Source organism: Pseudomonas fulva (assembly GCF_023517795.1).
In the GTDB taxonomy this organism is placed as follows: Bacteria; Pseudomonadota; Gammaproteobacteria; order Pseudomonadales; family Pseudomonadaceae; genus Aquipseudomonas; species Aquipseudomonas fulva_D.
In genome coordinates, this window is record NZ_CP082928.1 from 2,236,245 (window position 1) to 2,251,086 (window position 14,842).

The window sequence follows — 14,842 nt, forward strand, 5'->3', positions numbered from 1 at the left end:
ATCAATCCCTCAAGCAAATCTGTTTTTGTTCACAGGCCATCACCCCGCCTGAAGCACCACCTCCGATGCTTGCGCCGCCACTTACCGTGACGTTGCTGGGTTTGCCTATTTCGGACATCACACTGCCGCCAAATTTTCCCAGGAATCCACCGCCGCCAAACACGCCGACGCTCTTTGTCGTGCCACTGGTTGGAGGCGCGTTGCTTGCCGAAACGTTGCCGCCGACGCCGAAGGACGCACCGGGGCCAAGTGTTCCACAGGTCGTGTAATACACGCAGAGGTTGAACCACTGGTCCTTCTTCTTCTTTCCTGTGGCTATGCCGAAGGCACCAGAGCCACCGCCACCGGCGTTACCCGCCATGCTGACATCGGCCGAAATGGAACCCTCGAAGCCTCGGGTGGGATACAGCGCCTCGCTGACCTGTTCCGGCGTCGCGCCGTTCTGGTACATGTACTGAGCCAGCGAAGCCTGTTGCTGTATAGCGGGGCTATTGGTGATGAAATCCCACAGCCCGAGGGGATCCACGCCCAGTGTAGGCAGCTCCGTGTAGCGATAGGTGTTCGCGCCGGCCAGCAGGCCCAGTGGATCCTGGGTCAGATAGCGCCCGGCCTGTGGGTCGTAGTAGCGGAAGCGGTTGTAATGCAGGCCGCTTTCCACATCCAGGTACTGACCCTGGAAGCGAATCGGCTGATCCGTGCTGCCCTGTTCGTTGCCGATGGCATGCCAATCGCTCGATTCGCCGCTCCACAGCAGGTTGCCGTGTGTGTCGGTCAGGCGCAGCGGCGTACCCAGGTGATCGGTATGGAAGAACGCCAGACGCAGATCGTCGACGGCAGGGCGCATGGCATCTGGTAGAGCCTGTCCTTCATGACCCAACTGCCGGCGGATCTCCAGGACCTCGGCACTTTCCTGCTGGCGTAGCTGTTCCATACGCAATAAAGGGACGAAGCTGTCTGGCTGGTGCACAGTGGTGCGCAACTGATCTGCCTGGGCTTCTGCGCACTGACGATGATTGTCCCAGCCGTAATAATTGCGCTGTTGCTGGCCATCGCGCCAGACGTCCTTGGCAATGCGCCGCGACAGGCCGTCATAGTGATAGCGGGCCTGCAGCGTCCGTCCATCGGACTCGACACGTTGCAGATGAACCAGGCGGTTGGCGCCATCGTAGCCCAATAGCATACGGGCTCCATTGGGCTCGATGCGTTCGATCAGGTTGCCGACCCTGTCATAGTGAAACTGGTGGCCATCCAGGTGAGCGATGCGGTTATCCGCGCAGTGCTGGCCAGAGTTATCCACACGGTTACCGGCCGGATCGAAGTGGTAGTAACGGAAAAGATCACCCTGCGCGCTTGCGATCAGACGGCCAGCCTGGTCGTAGCGGTACTCGATAGCCGACGCGGTAGTATCGTGGATGGCAACGAGGTCGCCCTGGGCGCCGTACTGATAGCGCCGCTGCCACTGTGTTCCGGCTAAGGTTTTCAGTGCACCGGCAATCAGTCGGTTGGCCTGATCGTGTTGCCGGGACTCGCTGAATAGTACACTGCCATCGGTTCGGCGGCGGGCATCGCGATGGATCTCCCGGTGGCCGGCATCGCGTTCGAAGGCCAGCTCGACCGCGTCGACCACCACGCCGTGCAGATGCCCCGATCCATAGAGCAGCCAGTTGACCCGCGGGGCATCACCGTAGCGGCTGCTTTCCCTATTGCCCAGTGGGTCGAGCTGATGCTCGACGGCGTATACCCAGTCTGCGCCGAAGGTTTGCAGCTCATGGACGATCCGACCTGCCGCGTCATAGCTGAAGCGCACATCGCTGTCCTGGGATTTCACGCCCAGCAGCTGACCTCCGGGGCTCCAGGTATAACTTTCGCTGAAGGCTTCGGCATGCTCGGTGGCGGGCAGGTGCCGACGCAGCAGCCGGCCCTGCGCGTCATATTCGAAACGAATCAGGCGGCCTTCGTCGTCGCGTTCTTCCAACAGGTTGCCGGCTGCGTCGTAACGGTACTGGCGAACGCGGCCGTCGAGATCCTGCTGCTGAATCAGGCGATCCACTTCATCGTAGGCAAAGCGAATCTGTGCGCCATTCTCGTTCTGCACACTGATCAGGCGCCCTGCCGGGTCATAGGCGTAGTGCTGCGTACCACCGTTCGGGTTGGTCAGGCTGGTCAGCCTGTTGAAGCGGTCCCACGTAAAGCTCGCCTGCCTGACCTGGCTGGCAGCCCCAACCATGCGGCCAAGGTGATCGTAGGTGAAGTCGATCTGGGTGCCATCGGGCTCGACTCGTCTGAGCGTACGGCCCATGGCGTCGCGTTGATAGCGAACGCATTGTCCAAGTGGTCCCTTTTGCGAAATCAGCCAGCCATTACTGTCGTATTCGCAGGTTGTGGTGTGCCCGGAACAGTCGGTGTAGCGCTCCAGGGCGCCAAAGCGATTCCAGGCCAGGTGCCGCGTGCCGCCTTTGCCATCAGTGATCGTCGTCGGCCGATCAGGCAGGCATGGATCCTGATACGCCCGTTGTGTCTGCGCGCCCTGCGGGTCGATGAAGTTGACCAGGTTGCCGCGCTCGTCGCGCAGCATCTGCCATTCATGGCCATCGGCGTTGCGTATGCCGGTGACCAAGCCGTTGTCGTCATCGAGAAAGTAGCGCGTACCGGTCTTGCCGGGTTCCTCGAGCTCTGCTCGCATGCCCTCGCCATTGAAGCGCGCCTGCATCACTCGCTGCAGCGGATCCTTGATGGTCGCCAGGCGGCCGTAGGCGTCGTAGGTGAATTCGATGCGACTGCCGTCGGCCCGTTCGTGGGCGACCCACTGACGCTCGGCGCCCTGGCCTTCGAACAGATAGCGCTCGCGCCGGCCAAGGTTGTCGACCACCTCGGTATGGTTTGGCTCGTAGTGATAGGCGCGGCTCAGGCCATCCCGTTCGATCTGTCGGATGACCTTGCCGGCGGGCTCATGCAGGTCCCACTCATAACGGACTTCGAGGCCTTCTGGCTGTGCATGAGCCACCAGCATATGGTTCTGCCACTCGAAGCGACGCGTCACCTGCCCCATGCGGTTACGCACTTCGAGGAGATCACCGCTGTCGTTGAAGCTGTAGGTCACCAGCCAGTCGAGCCCCGGCTGGGTTGGGTCGAGGCCGGCAGGCAGTGGGCCGTTCGGGTTGCCGAGAATGACCCCGTACAGACGCAGCCCCGAGTCACCTGGAATTGGCTCGCCCACCTGTTGATAGATGAAGGCGTAGCTGCGACCCGCACTGTCCCTTACGCACGCCAGGCTGCCCGAGGCGTTCCAACTGAACTCGGTGCGGTAGCCATTGCGATCGAAGCTGGCGTGCAGCAGCCAGCGTCCCTCGCCGCTACGCAGAAAGTGCAGGAATACCCGCTCGCGCAGCACCACGACCGAGCCTTCGTGCTGCTGCACGGAGAGCGGTACGCCAGTCCACTTGCTGTCCCAGGGCTCAAACGACTGATAGGGATCATTGCCACCGCGGCGAATCCACAGCAGTTCGCTACCGGAATAGAACGCAGCGCCTGGCGCCAATGCCGGGAAGCCAATGCGCCGACCCTGGGAGTCGACCAACACCGTATGCTCGCCGCTTACCTCCAGCCCCAGCCCTTCGGCGGGCAACGCCCAGCCCTGGCCAAGGCTGCCGATGCGCTCATTGCTGGAGACATACATGCGCATGAAGGCGAAAGGGATGGGCGCCGGCAGCGAGAAATCCAATTCGCCCGGAAGAATCTTCACGCCAAGCATCGGGTTGACCGGCTGCCCAGTTGCCGGGCCGCACGCCGAAGGACGATCCGCCTTGCCGACAGCGGTACTGCCCACGAATACGTTGGGCGAGCCGGAAACGATCACGGAACCGGCCACCTTGTGACCGATATGGGAAACCGGAAGGCCACTCATTCTGTAGTCCTTTACTGAGGCTATCTGAAGGCGCCGATTGTAGCTGCCCCACGATCGGACTATCTCGTCAAGCCAGCGTTCACGACACCGTGAGGTTTCACGGACTTATCCACAGCGCTTTCCAAGATTTTTACTTGCCGATGCAGAAGCTGGAGAAGATCCGCCCCAGCAGGTCGTCGGAGCTGAATGCACCGGTGATCTCGCCAAGGGCCTGCTGGGCCTGGCGCAGGTCTTCGGCGAGCAACTCACCGGCGCCGGCGAGGGTCAGCTGGGCGTGGCCGTGATCGAGGTGACGTTGCGCCTGGTGCAGGGCGTCGAGGTGGCGGCGGCGGGCGCTGAAACCGCTTTCCGCGGTCTGCTGGAAGCCCATGCAGGCCTTCAGGTGCTCACGCAGCAGCTCCAGGCCTTCGCTGGATCTGGCGGAAAGCGCCAGGGTGGCCTGCCCGTCGTTGGCGTTGTGCAGAGCCACCGGCTCGCCGGACAGATCGGCCTTGTTGCGAATCAGCGTAACCCGGGCCATGTCCGGCCGTTGCTGCAGGAATTCGGGCCACAAGGCGAAGGGGTCGGCCGCTTCCGGTGCCGTCGAATCGACGACCAGCAGCACGCGGTCCGCCTCGCCGATCGCTTTCAGTGCACGCTCCACGCCAATCCGCTCGACCTGATCATCGGTATCACGCAGCCCGGCGGTATCGACCACGTGCAGCGGCATGCCATCGATGTGGATATGTTCGCGCAACACATCGCGGGTAGTGCCGGCGATATCGGTGACGATGGCCGCCTCGCGACCCGCCAGCGCATTGAGCAGGCTGGACTTGCCGGCATTCGGCCGGCCGGCGATCACCACGGTCATGCCGTCGCGCAGCAGGGCGCCCTGCCCGGCTTCGCGCAGCACTGTGGATAACTGCTCGCGCACGCCTTCGAGCAAACTCAGCACGTGGCCATCGGCGAGAAAGTCGATTTCCTCTTCCGGGAAGTCGATGGCCGCCTCGACATAGATGCGCAGGGCGATCAGGCGCTCGGTGAGCTCGTGCACGCGTCGCGAGAACTCGCCCTGCAGCGAGCGCACGGCATTGCGCGCCGCCTCGGCCGAGCTGGCCTCGATCAGGTCGGCGATCGCTTCGGCCTGCGCCAGGTCGAGCTTGTCGTTGAGAAATGCCCGCTCGCTGAATTCCCCCGGGCGCGCCTGCCGGGCGCCGAGTTCCAGGCAGCGTTGCAGGAGCATGTCCAGCACCACGGGGCCGCCATGGCCCTGCAGCTCGAGCACGTCCTCACCGGTGAACGAATGGGGGCCAGGGAAGAACAGCAGCAGGCCCTCGTCGATCACCTCGCCAGCATCGTCATGCCAGGCACCATGGTGGGCATGGCGTGGCTTGGGTTCGATGCCGCTCAGGGTAATGGCGATCATCCGGGCACGGGGGCCGGAGACGCGGACGATGCCGACCCCGCCACGACCCTGGGCGGTGGCGACGGCGGCGATGGTTTCACGGGGAGTGGACATAACGTTCTCCAGACGCTGGATAGCAGAACGCCCCACGAGGGGGCGTCTGTCATGTAGCGGGTGAAGCGCGAAGGCTCAGGCCTCGGAAGGCTTGCTCGCGGCTTCGATCTTGCGGGTAATGTACCACTGCTGGGCGATGGACAGGACGTTGTTGACCACCCAGTACAGCACCAGACCTGCCGGGAACCACAGGAAGAAGAAGGTGAAGATGATCGGCATCATCTTCATCACGCGGGCCTGCATGGGGTCCGGCGGCGTCGGGTTGAGCTGCTGCTGGATGAACATGGTGGCGCCCATGATGATCGGCAGGATGAAGTACGGATCCTTGATCGACAGGTCGGTGATCCACAGGATCCACGGCGCCTGACGCATCTCGACGGATTCCAGCAGCACCCAGTACAGGGCCAGGAATACCGGCATCTGCACCAGGATCGGCAGGCAGCCGCCGAGCGGGTTGATCTTCTCTTTCTTGTACAGCTCCATCATCGCCTGGGACATCTTCTGGCGATCGTCGCCGAACTGTTCCTTCAGCGCCTGCAGGCGTGGCGACACGGCACGCATGCGCGCCATGGAGCGGTAGCTGGCAGCCGACAGCGGGAAGAAGGCCAGCTTGATGATCAGCGTCAGTACGATGATCGAGAAGCCCCAGTTACCCAGCAGGTTGTGGATATGTTCCAGCAGCCAGAAGATCGGTTCGGCAAGGAACCACAGGATGCCGTAGTCGACGGTCTTGTCCAGGCCAGGCGAAAGCGCGGCCAGATCCTTCTGGATCTTCGGGCCGGCGTACAGCGTAGTGCTGGTCTGGCCTTCGGTACCTGCCGGCACGTTCAGCGCAGGGCCGGTGTAACCGATGATGTAATTGCCCTGGCTGTCCTTGCGGGTCTGCACCAGGTTGGTGTCGTCCTTGGCCGGAATCCAGGCGGTCACGAAGTAATGCTGCAGCCAGGCGACCCAGCCGCCCTGCACGGTTTCCTTGAGGCCCTGCTTGTCGATGTCTTTCATCGACACCTTGGTGTAGGGCTTTTCCGGGGTCCACAGGGCGGCGCCCAGGTAGGTGGCGGTGCCGGTGGCGGTGCTGGAGGACGGGTCACCGCTGTTGTCGCGCTTGAGCTGGGCGAACAGGTTACCGGTCCAGGCATTGGCGCTCTGGTTGTCGATCAGGTAGGTGACACCGATCTGGTAACCGTTGCCGGTGATGCAGCCGGTCTTCTTCTGCTCCACTTCCTTGGCCGAGCAGCTGGTGTCCAGGCCGCGGTTGAAGGTGAAGCGCTTGGTGTAGTTGACGCCGGCGTCGCTGAAGCTCAGGTCGACCACCAGCTGATCCTGGCCATCGACCAGCTGATAGACGCGCTGCTCGCTGTTGTACAGCGGGCGGCCATTGGCGCGGGCGTCCGGCCCGTTGGCGCCGGTCAGGCCACTCTGGGCCAGGTACAGGTGCTCATTGCCGTTGTCGAACAGCTGGAAGGGAACGTCCGGGCGGTCCTGGCGGCGCGGGTAGTGCGGCAGGCTCAGGCGAACCACGTCACCACCACGGGGATCGATGGCCAGATCCAGTACGTCGGTCTTGACCTGAATCAGCTCGTCGCTGACCGCAACGGTTTCCACCGGGCTTGGCTCGGTGCCGCCGGCATTGGCCGTCGGGACATCGTCATTGCTGGCCACCGAAGCGGTTTCCGGCAGACTCGGTGCGGGTTTGCTGGTCGAAGCGGCCTGATTCGGCAGAGCGGCCTGGCCGTAGTCCTGGTTCCATTGAAGAACCATCATGTAGGACACGACTGCCAGGGCGACGATCAGGATCGAACGTTTGATATCCATGATTATTCGGCCATCGAAGAGGAACGGGAGTGTTTCGCGAGGGGCACCGGATCGTAGCCTCCGGGATGCCAGGGGTGGCAGCGTCCCAGACGACGAACGGTCAGCCAGCCACCACGCAGGACGCCATGGGTTTCGATGGCTTCAAGCGCGTAGCAGGAACAAGAGGGGTAGAAACGACAATGACTGGCCATCATCGGACTGATGGCGTACTGGTAAAACCGGATTGGAGCTTGAACCAGTTTACGCATGGGGATTGTCGTTCACCCCGGTCTGGGCATTGGCCTGTTGGGTAGGTTTGCTGCGCGCCAGGCGCTTCCACAGCTTGCCGAACTGTTGAGCCAGCTCGGCGTTCTGCAGATCACCCAGGCCCTTACGCGCAACCACCACGATGTCCCAGCCCACCAGGTTGTCCTGGTTGAGGCGGAACGATTCGCGGATTTGGCGTTTCAGGCGGTTGCGCTCAACGGAGAGCTTGACGCTCTTCTTGCCGATCACCAGACCGAGGCGTGAATGATCAAGCTCATTGTTGCGCGCAAGCAGCAGGACACTCTTGCCCGGCGCTTTGCCGCTTGGAGAGTCGAAGACTGCCTTGAATTGCCGGGGAGTGAGCAGGCGCTTCTCCCGGCCGAAGCCTCGACTCACCACAAGACTGGAAAAATCAGACAGTCAGGCGAGCACGGCCCTTGGCGCGGCGACGCGACAGGACGGCACGGCCGTTCTTGGTAGCCATGCGAGCACGGAAGCCGTGGGTACGAGCGCGTTTGATGGTGCTGGGTTGGAAAGTGCGTTTCATGATGCGGTTACCTGGTTGTCGACAACGGACCGGAATGGTCCCCGTTTTAAGAGACCGGCGATTCTAGAGAAAGCCGCGGGCCAGGTCAATTTCCAACCAGTTGTTTTGCGGATAGAGAAATATAAAGGAAAGAATCTTTTTAGAAAGGCTTGTTTTAATGTTTATAGCTTAGCTCGACCGTTTCTGTGGATAAGTTCCTGCAGCCTAGACAGCCCAAGGTTTACGGCAATTCAAAAGTCTGTCAGAAAGCGGTGCTGCGCATGTTCGCGTGCTGGGTATCGCCTGGGGATGGAATGGACTTTTACCCACAGGACGGATATCCAGAGCGTTTTCCGCCCGCTTTTCAACGGTGCTCATGGGGCGTTATCCACAGAGTACAGTCAGGCCCTTTTCGACGTGTGGCAAATTGCCTAACACCTTGATTTGACGTGTACTGATTGGCCTTCCTATGTGGATAACTCCATCTCTTGAAGCTACAATAGGCGCTGTTTTTGCCTCAGCGCTTTCAATCAGGGGATGTCCGTGTCCGTGGAACTTTGGCAGCAGTGCGTGGAACTCCTGCGCGATGAACTGCCTGCCCAGCAATTCAACACCTGGATCCGTCCATTACAGGTAGAAGCCGAAGGCGATGAGCTGCGTGTCTACGCACCGAATCGTTTCGTTCTCGACTGGGTCAACGAGAAGTACATGGGCCGCATGCTCGAGTTGCTTGGTGAGCGGGCGACCGGCCTGGTACCGGCTATCTCGCTGCTGATCGGCAGCCGTCGCAGTTCGGCGCCGCGTGCGGTACTGACGCCTTCGCCATCGGCTTCCAGCTATAACAGCCCGGCGCCCTCCGCGCCTGCCCCTGCCGCCCCCACGCCTCCGGTCAGCGCGCCGCCGCCCAAGCTGCCGGTGCAGACCGAGCCTTCGCGTGCCAGCTTCGATTCCATGGCGGGTGCATCGTCCAGCGTGGCGCCGGCGCGCAGCGAGCGCAACGTGCAGGTAGAAGGCGGCCTCAAGCACACCAGCTACCTGAACCGTACCTTCACCTTCGACAACTTCGTCGAGGGCAAGTCGAACCAGTTGGCTCGCGCCGCCGCCTGGCAGGTGGCGGACAATCCCAAGCACGGTTACAACCCGCTGTTCCTTTATGGGGGCGTCGGCCTCGGCAAGACCCACCTGATGCATGCGGTGGGCAACCACCTGCTGGCCAAGAACCCGAATGCCAAGGTCGTGTACCTGCACTCGGAGCGTTTCGTGGCCGATATGGTCAAGGCCCTGCAGCTCAATGCCATCAACGAATTCAAGCGCTTCTACCGCTCGGTGGATGCGCTGCTGATCGATGACATCCAGTTCTTCGCCAAGAAGGAGCGCTCCCAGGAGGAGTTCTTCCACACCTTCAACGCCCTGCTCGAGGGCGGCCAGCAGGTGATTCTCACCAGCGACCGCTATCCGAAGGAAATCGAAGGCCTGGAAGAGCGTCTGAAGTCGCGCTTCGGCTGGGGCCTGACCGTGGCGGTCGAGCCGCCCGAGCTGGAAACCCGCGTGGCGATCCTGATGAAGAAGGCCGATCAGGCCAAGGTCGACCTGCCCCACGATGCGGCGTTCTTCATCGCCCAGCGCATTCGCTCCAACGTACGTGAACTGGAAGGCGCGCTGAAGCGGGTCATCGCCCACTCGCACTTCATGGGCCGCGACATCACCATCGAGCTGATCCGCGAGTCGCTGAAGGATCTGCTGGCCCTGCAGGACAAGCTGGTCAGCATCGACAATATCCAGCGCACTACGGCCGAGTACTACAAGATCAAGATCACCGATCTGTTGTCCAAACGTCGTTCGCGTTCCATCGCCAGACCCCGTCAGGTGGCCATGGCATTGTCCAAGGAATTGACCAACCACAGCCTGCCGGAAATCGGCGTGGCGTTCGGCGGTCGTGATCACACCACGGTGTTGCACGCCTGTCGTAAGATTGCTGAACTTAGGGGATCCGATGCGGACATCCGCGAGGATTACAAGAACCTGCTGCGTACACTGACCACTTGATACGCAACTCCATGCACGAGGCAAGGGACTAGACCATGCACTTCACCATTCAACGCGAAGCCCTGTTGAAACCCCTGCAACTGGTCGCCGGCGTCGTGGAACGCCGCCAGACCTTGCCGGTTCTGTCCAACGTTCTGCTGGTCGTCGAAGGCCAGCAACTGTCGCTGACCGGCACCGACCTGGAGGTCGAGCTGGTCGGTCGCGTGGCCCTGGAAGATGCCGCCGAGCCGGGCGAGATTACCGTACCGGCCCGCAAGCTGATGGATATCTGCAAGAGCCTGCCGGCCGATGCGCTGATCGACATCCGCGTCGACGAGCAGAAGCTGCTGGTCAAGGCCGGTCGTAGCCGTTTCACCCTGTCCACGCTGCCGGCCAATGACTTCCCCACCGTCGAGGAAGGCCCGGGTTCGCTGACCTTCAATCTGGTGCAGAGCAAACTGCGTCGCCTGATCGAGCGTACCAGCTTCGCCATGGCCCAGCAGGACGTGCGCTATTACCTCAACGGCATGCTGCTGGAAGTGCAGACCGGCATTCTGCGGGCTGTGGCCACCGACGGTCACCGCCTGGCCATGTGCTCCATGGAAGCGACCATCCAGCAGGACGGCAAGCACCAGGTCATCGTGCCGCGCAAAGGTATCCTCGAACTGGCTCGCCTGCTGACCGAGCAGGATGGTGAAGTGTCCATCGTGCTGGGCCAGCACCACATTCGCGCCACTACCGGCGAGTTCACCTTTACCTCCAAGCTGGTCGACGGCAAGTTCCCGGATTACGAGCGCGTGCTGCCCCGCGGCGGCGACAAGCTGGTGGTTGCCGATCGTCAGGGCCTGCGCGAAGCCTTCAGCCGTACGGCCATCCTGTCCAATGAGAAGTATCGCGGTATTCGCCTGCAGCTGGCTGCCGGCCTGCTGAAAATCCAGGCCAACAACCCGGAGCAGGAAGAAGCCGAAGAAGAGATCGCCGTCGACTACAACGGCAGCGCGCTGGAGATCGGTTTCAACGTCAGCTACCTGCTCGACGTGCTCGGCGTGATGACCACCGAGCAGGTGCGTCTGATCCTCTCCGACTCCAACAGCAGTGCCCTGGTGCAGGAAGCCGACAATGACGATTCCGCTTATGTCGTCATGCCGATGCGCCTGTAATTTCAGCTGCTGAGCAAGGCAGCTATACCCAGCGTCAGATAATCAGCCTTGGTATGTTCGGATGCAGTTCTAATCCGTAACATCCAAGGCTGATTTCGTTTCAGGCGGTGTGATCGCTGCCCTTCTCTTCCGGTCTGTTCATGTCCCTGACCCGCATCAACTTCACCGCCGTTCGTAATCTCGAGCCGTCGACTCTGCTGCCCTCGCCGCGCATCAACATCCTGTATGGCGACAATGGCAGCGGCAAGACCAGCGTGCTGGAAGGCATTCATCTACTCGGTCTGGCGCGATCCTTTCGCAGCGCCCGCCTGCTTCCGGTAATCCAGTACGAGCAACAGGTCTGCACCCTGTTCGGTCAGGTGCAACTGAGCGATGGCCGGCTGAGCAATCTGGGGGTCTCGCGGGATCGCCAGGGCGAGTTCCAGATTCGCATCGACGGACAGAATGCACGCAGCGCAGCGCAACTTGCCGAGACATTGCCGTTGCAACTGATCAACCCGGACAGCTTCCGCCTGCTGGAAGGCTCGCCGAAGATCCGTAGGCAGTTCCTCGATTGGGGTGTGTTCCACGTGGAACACCGATTCCTGCCCGCCTGGCAGCGCCTGCAGAAGGCCCTCAAGCAGCGTAATTCCTGGCTTCGCCGTGGTACACTTGACCCCGTTTCTCAAGCGGCCTGGGATCGCGAGTTGTGCCTGGCCAGCGATGAGATCGACAGTTATCGGCGATCCTACATACAGCAATTGAAACCCGTCTTCGAGCGTACCCTCAGCGAGCTGGTCGAGCTGCAGGGGCTCACGTTGAGCTATTACCGGGGATGGGATAAAGAGCGGCCCCTGAGCGAAGTGCTGACGTCGTCGCTATTGCGTGACCAACAGATTGGGCATACCCAATCCGGACCGCAGCGCGCCGACCTGAGGTTGCGACTGGGTGCGCACAATGCGGCAGATATCCTCTCCCGTGGCCAGCAGAAGCTGGTGGTGTGCGCCTTGCGAATCGCCCAGGGACATTTGGTTGACCAGGCCAAGCGCGGCCAATGCATCTATCTGGTGGATGACCTGCCGTCAGAACTGGATGAGCAGCATCGCCGCGCCTTGTGTCGGTTGTTGGAAGATTTGAACTGCCAGGTATTCATCACCTGTGTAGACCATGAATTGTTGAGCGATGGCTGGCAAACGGATACGCCGGTATCCATGTTCCACGTGGAACATGGGCGTATCACCCAGACCCACGACCACCGGGAGTAAGGCATGAGCGAAAACCAAACGTACGACTCCAACAGTATCAAGGTACTGAAAGGCCTGGATGCCGTACGCAAGCGGCCAGGCATGTACATCGGTGATACCGACGATGGCAGCGGCCTGCACCACATGGTCTTCGAGGTGGTCGACAACTCCATCGACGAAGCCCTGGCTGGTTATTGCAGCGAGATCACCATCACCATCCACCCGGATGAGTCGATCAGCGTGCGCGACAACGGCCGTGGTATTCCGGTCGACATGCACAAGGAAGAAGGTGTCTCGGCAGCCGAGGTCATCATGACCGTACTGCACGCCGGCGGTAAGTTCGACGACAACAGCTACAAGGTCTCCGGTGGTCTGCACGGCGTGGGCGTATCGGTGGTGAACGCCCTCTCCAAGGAGCTGGTGCTGACCATTCGCCGTAGCGGCAAGATCTGGGAGCAGACCTACGTCCACGGCGTACCCCAGGCACCTCTGGCGGCCGTTGGTGACACCGATGGCACGGGCACGCAGATCCACTTCAAGCCGTCCGAAGAGACCTTCGCCAACATTCATTTCAGCTGGGACATCCTCGCCAAGCGCCTGCGTGAGCTATCGTTCCTGAACTCCGGCGTTGGCATCCTGCTCAAGGATGAACGCACCGCCAAGGAGGAGCTGTTCAAGTACGAGGGCGGCCTGCGCGCATTCGTCGAGTACCTGAACGTCAACAAGACCGCGGTCAACCAGGTGTTCCACTTCAACGTCCAGCGTGACGACGGCGTGGGCGTGGAAGTCGCCCTGCAGTGGAACGACAGCTTCAACGAGAACCTGCTGTGCTTCACCAACAACATTCCGCAGCGTGACGGTGGTACCCACCTGGCCGGCTTCCGCTCGGCGCTGACCCGCAACCTGAACAACTACATCGAGCAGGAAGGCCTGGCCAAGAAGCACAAGGTCTCGACCACCGGTGACGATGCTCGCGAAGGCCTGACCGCGATCATTTCGGTGAAGGTGCCGGATCCCAAGTTCAGCTCCCAGACCAAGGACAAACTGGTTTCCTCCGAGGTGAAAACCGCGGTGGAACAGGAGATGGGCAAGTACTTCGCCGACTTCCTGCTCGAGCACCCGAACGAAGCCAAGGCCGTGGTCGGCAAGATGATCGACGCCGCCCGTGCCCGTGAAGCGGCGCGCAAGGCTCGCGAGATGACCCGCCGTAAAGGCGCGCTGGATATCGCCGGCCTGCCCGGCAAATTGGCCGACTGCCAGGAAAAGGACCCTGCCCTTTCCGAACTGTACATCGTGGAGGGTGACTCCGCGGGCGGTTCTGCCAAGCAGGGCCGTAACCGCAAGACCCAGGCTATCCTGCCGCTCAAGGGCAAGATCCTCAACGTCGAGAAGGCACGCTTCGACAAGATGATTTCCTCCCAGGAGGTCGGCACGCTGATCACCGCCCTGGGCTGTGGCATCGGCCGCGAGGAATACAACATCGACAAGCTGCGTTACCACAACATCATCATCATGACCGATGCTGACGTCGACGGTTCGCACATCCGTACCCTGCTGCTGACCTTCTTCTTCCGTCAGCTGCCGGAGCTGGTCGAGCGCGGCTACATCTACATCGCCCAGCCGCCGCTGTACAAGGTCAAGAAGGGCAAGCAGGAGCAGTACATCAAGGACGACGAGGCCATGGAGGAGTACATGACCCAGTCGGCCCTGGAGGACGCCAGCCTGCACGTCAACGAAGCGGCGCCTGGCCTCTCCGGCGAGTCCCTGCAACGCCTGGTCGGTGACTACCGTACCGTGATGAAGACCCTCAAGCGCCTGTCGCGCCTGTACCCGGAAGAGATCACCGAACACTTCGTCTACCTGCAGGGCGTGACCCAGGAGATGCTCGCCGACCAGGACGTCATGGAAGCCTGGCGCCTGAAGTTCGATGCCCGTCTGAAGGCCATGGAGCGTTCCGGCCTGGCCTACAAGACCAGCCTGCGCGAAGACACCGAGCGCCACCTGTGGCTGCCCGAGGTCGAGCTGATTTCCCACGGTAATTCCAGCTACATCACCTTCAACCGTGACTTCTTCACCAGCAACGACTACAAGACTGTCACCAGCCTGGGCGACCAGCTGAACAGTCTGCTGGAAGAAGGTGCCTACGTGCAGCGTGGCGAGCGCAAGAAGCCGGTCTCCACCTTCAAGGAAGCCCTGAGCTGGCTGATGGCCGAGAGCACCAAGCGCCACAGCATCCAGCGCTACAAGGGGCTTGGCGAGATGAACCCGGACCAGCTGTGGGAAACCACCATGGACCCGGAAGTACGCCGCATGCTCAAGGTGCGCATCGAAGACGCCATCGCCGCGGACCAGATCTTCAACACCCTGATGGGCGACGAAGTGGAACCGCGCCGCGACTTCATCGAGAGCAATGCCCTGGCGGTAGCCAACCTCGACGTCTGATCG

General features: G+C 61.5%; 10 protein-coding genes. 4 read left to right on the forward strand and 6 right to left on the reverse strand.

The window, feature by feature from the left end; translation table 11 throughout:
* Window position 1 precedes the first annotated feature (1 nt).
* The 6 genes from K8U54_RS09985 to rpmH all read right to left on the reverse strand — a co-directional run bounded on the left by K8U54_RS09985 (window position 2) and on the right by rpmH (window position 8,010).
* Window positions 2-3,751 carry an RHS repeat-associated core domain-containing protein gene (locus tag K8U54_RS09985; protein ID WP_249909978.1) on the reverse strand — a complete coding sequence of 1,250 codons (3,750 nt, stop codon included), beginning with the start codon at window positions 3,749-3,751 and terminating at the stop codon, window positions 2-4.
* A 283-nt stretch (window positions 3,752-4,034) separates the two neighbouring features.
* A complete protein-coding gene (mnmE, locus tag K8U54_RS09990) occupies window positions 4,035-5,402 on the reverse strand; it encodes a tRNA uridine-5-carboxymethylaminomethyl(34) synthesis GTPase MnmE (protein ID WP_249909979.1) in 1,368 nt (455 codons plus the stop codon).
* 75 nt (window positions 5,403-5,477) lie between these two features.
* Window positions 5,478-7,217: a membrane protein insertase YidC gene (yidC, locus tag K8U54_RS09995; RefSeq protein WP_249909980.1), complete on the reverse strand. Its 1,740-nt coding sequence runs from the start codon at window positions 7,215-7,217 to the stop codon at window positions 5,478-5,480.
* 2 nt (window positions 7,218-7,219) lie between these two features.
* On the reverse strand, window positions 7,220-7,465 hold the full coding sequence (gene yidD / locus K8U54_RS10000) for a membrane protein insertion efficiency factor YidD (RefSeq protein ID WP_075929009.1): 246 nt from the start codon (window positions 7,463-7,465) through the stop codon (window positions 7,220-7,222).
* Window positions 7,458-7,859 carry a ribonuclease P protein component gene (gene rnpA / locus K8U54_RS10005; RefSeq protein ID WP_177344594.1) on the reverse strand — a complete coding sequence of 134 codons (402 nt, stop codon included), beginning with the start codon at window positions 7,857-7,859 and terminating at the stop codon, window positions 7,458-7,460. Before rnpA ends, yidD begins: the two co-directional genes overlap by 8 nt.
* 16 nt (window positions 7,860-7,875) lie before the next feature.
* Window positions 7,876-8,010, reverse strand: a complete 135-nt coding sequence (rpmH, locus tag K8U54_RS10010; protein WP_013793569.1) for a 50S ribosomal protein L34 — start codon at window positions 8,008-8,010, stop codon at window positions 7,876-7,878.
* A gap of 522 nt (window positions 8,011-8,532) precedes the next feature.
* On the opposite strand from rpmH, the gene dnaA reads away from it, so the two are divergent.
* The 4 genes from dnaA (at window position 8,533) to gyrB (ending at window position 14,839) form a co-directional block, all read left to right on the forward strand.
* Window positions 8,533-10,035, forward strand: a complete 1,503-nt coding sequence (dnaA, locus tag K8U54_RS10015) for a chromosomal replication initiator protein DnaA (protein ID WP_249909981.1) — start codon at window positions 8,533-8,535, stop codon at window positions 10,033-10,035.
* 35 nt (window positions 10,036-10,070) lie between these two features.
* Complete coding sequence (gene dnaN, locus K8U54_RS10020; protein ID WP_249909982.1) at window positions 10,071-11,174, forward strand: DNA polymerase III subunit beta; 1,104 nt, start codon at window positions 10,071-10,073, stop codon at window positions 11,172-11,174.
* 140 nt (window positions 11,175-11,314) lie between these two features.
* On the forward strand, window positions 11,315-12,418 hold the full coding sequence (gene recF, locus K8U54_RS10025; RefSeq protein WP_027908386.1) for a DNA replication/repair protein RecF: 1,104 nt from the start codon (window positions 11,315-11,317) through the stop codon (window positions 12,416-12,418).
* A 3-nt stretch (window positions 12,419-12,421) separates the two neighbouring features.
* Complete coding sequence (gene gyrB / locus K8U54_RS10030) at window positions 12,422-14,839, forward strand: DNA topoisomerase (ATP-hydrolyzing) subunit B (protein ID WP_249909983.1); 2,418 nt, start codon at window positions 12,422-12,424, stop codon at window positions 14,837-14,839.
* Window positions 14,840-14,842: the final 3 nt, after the last annotated feature.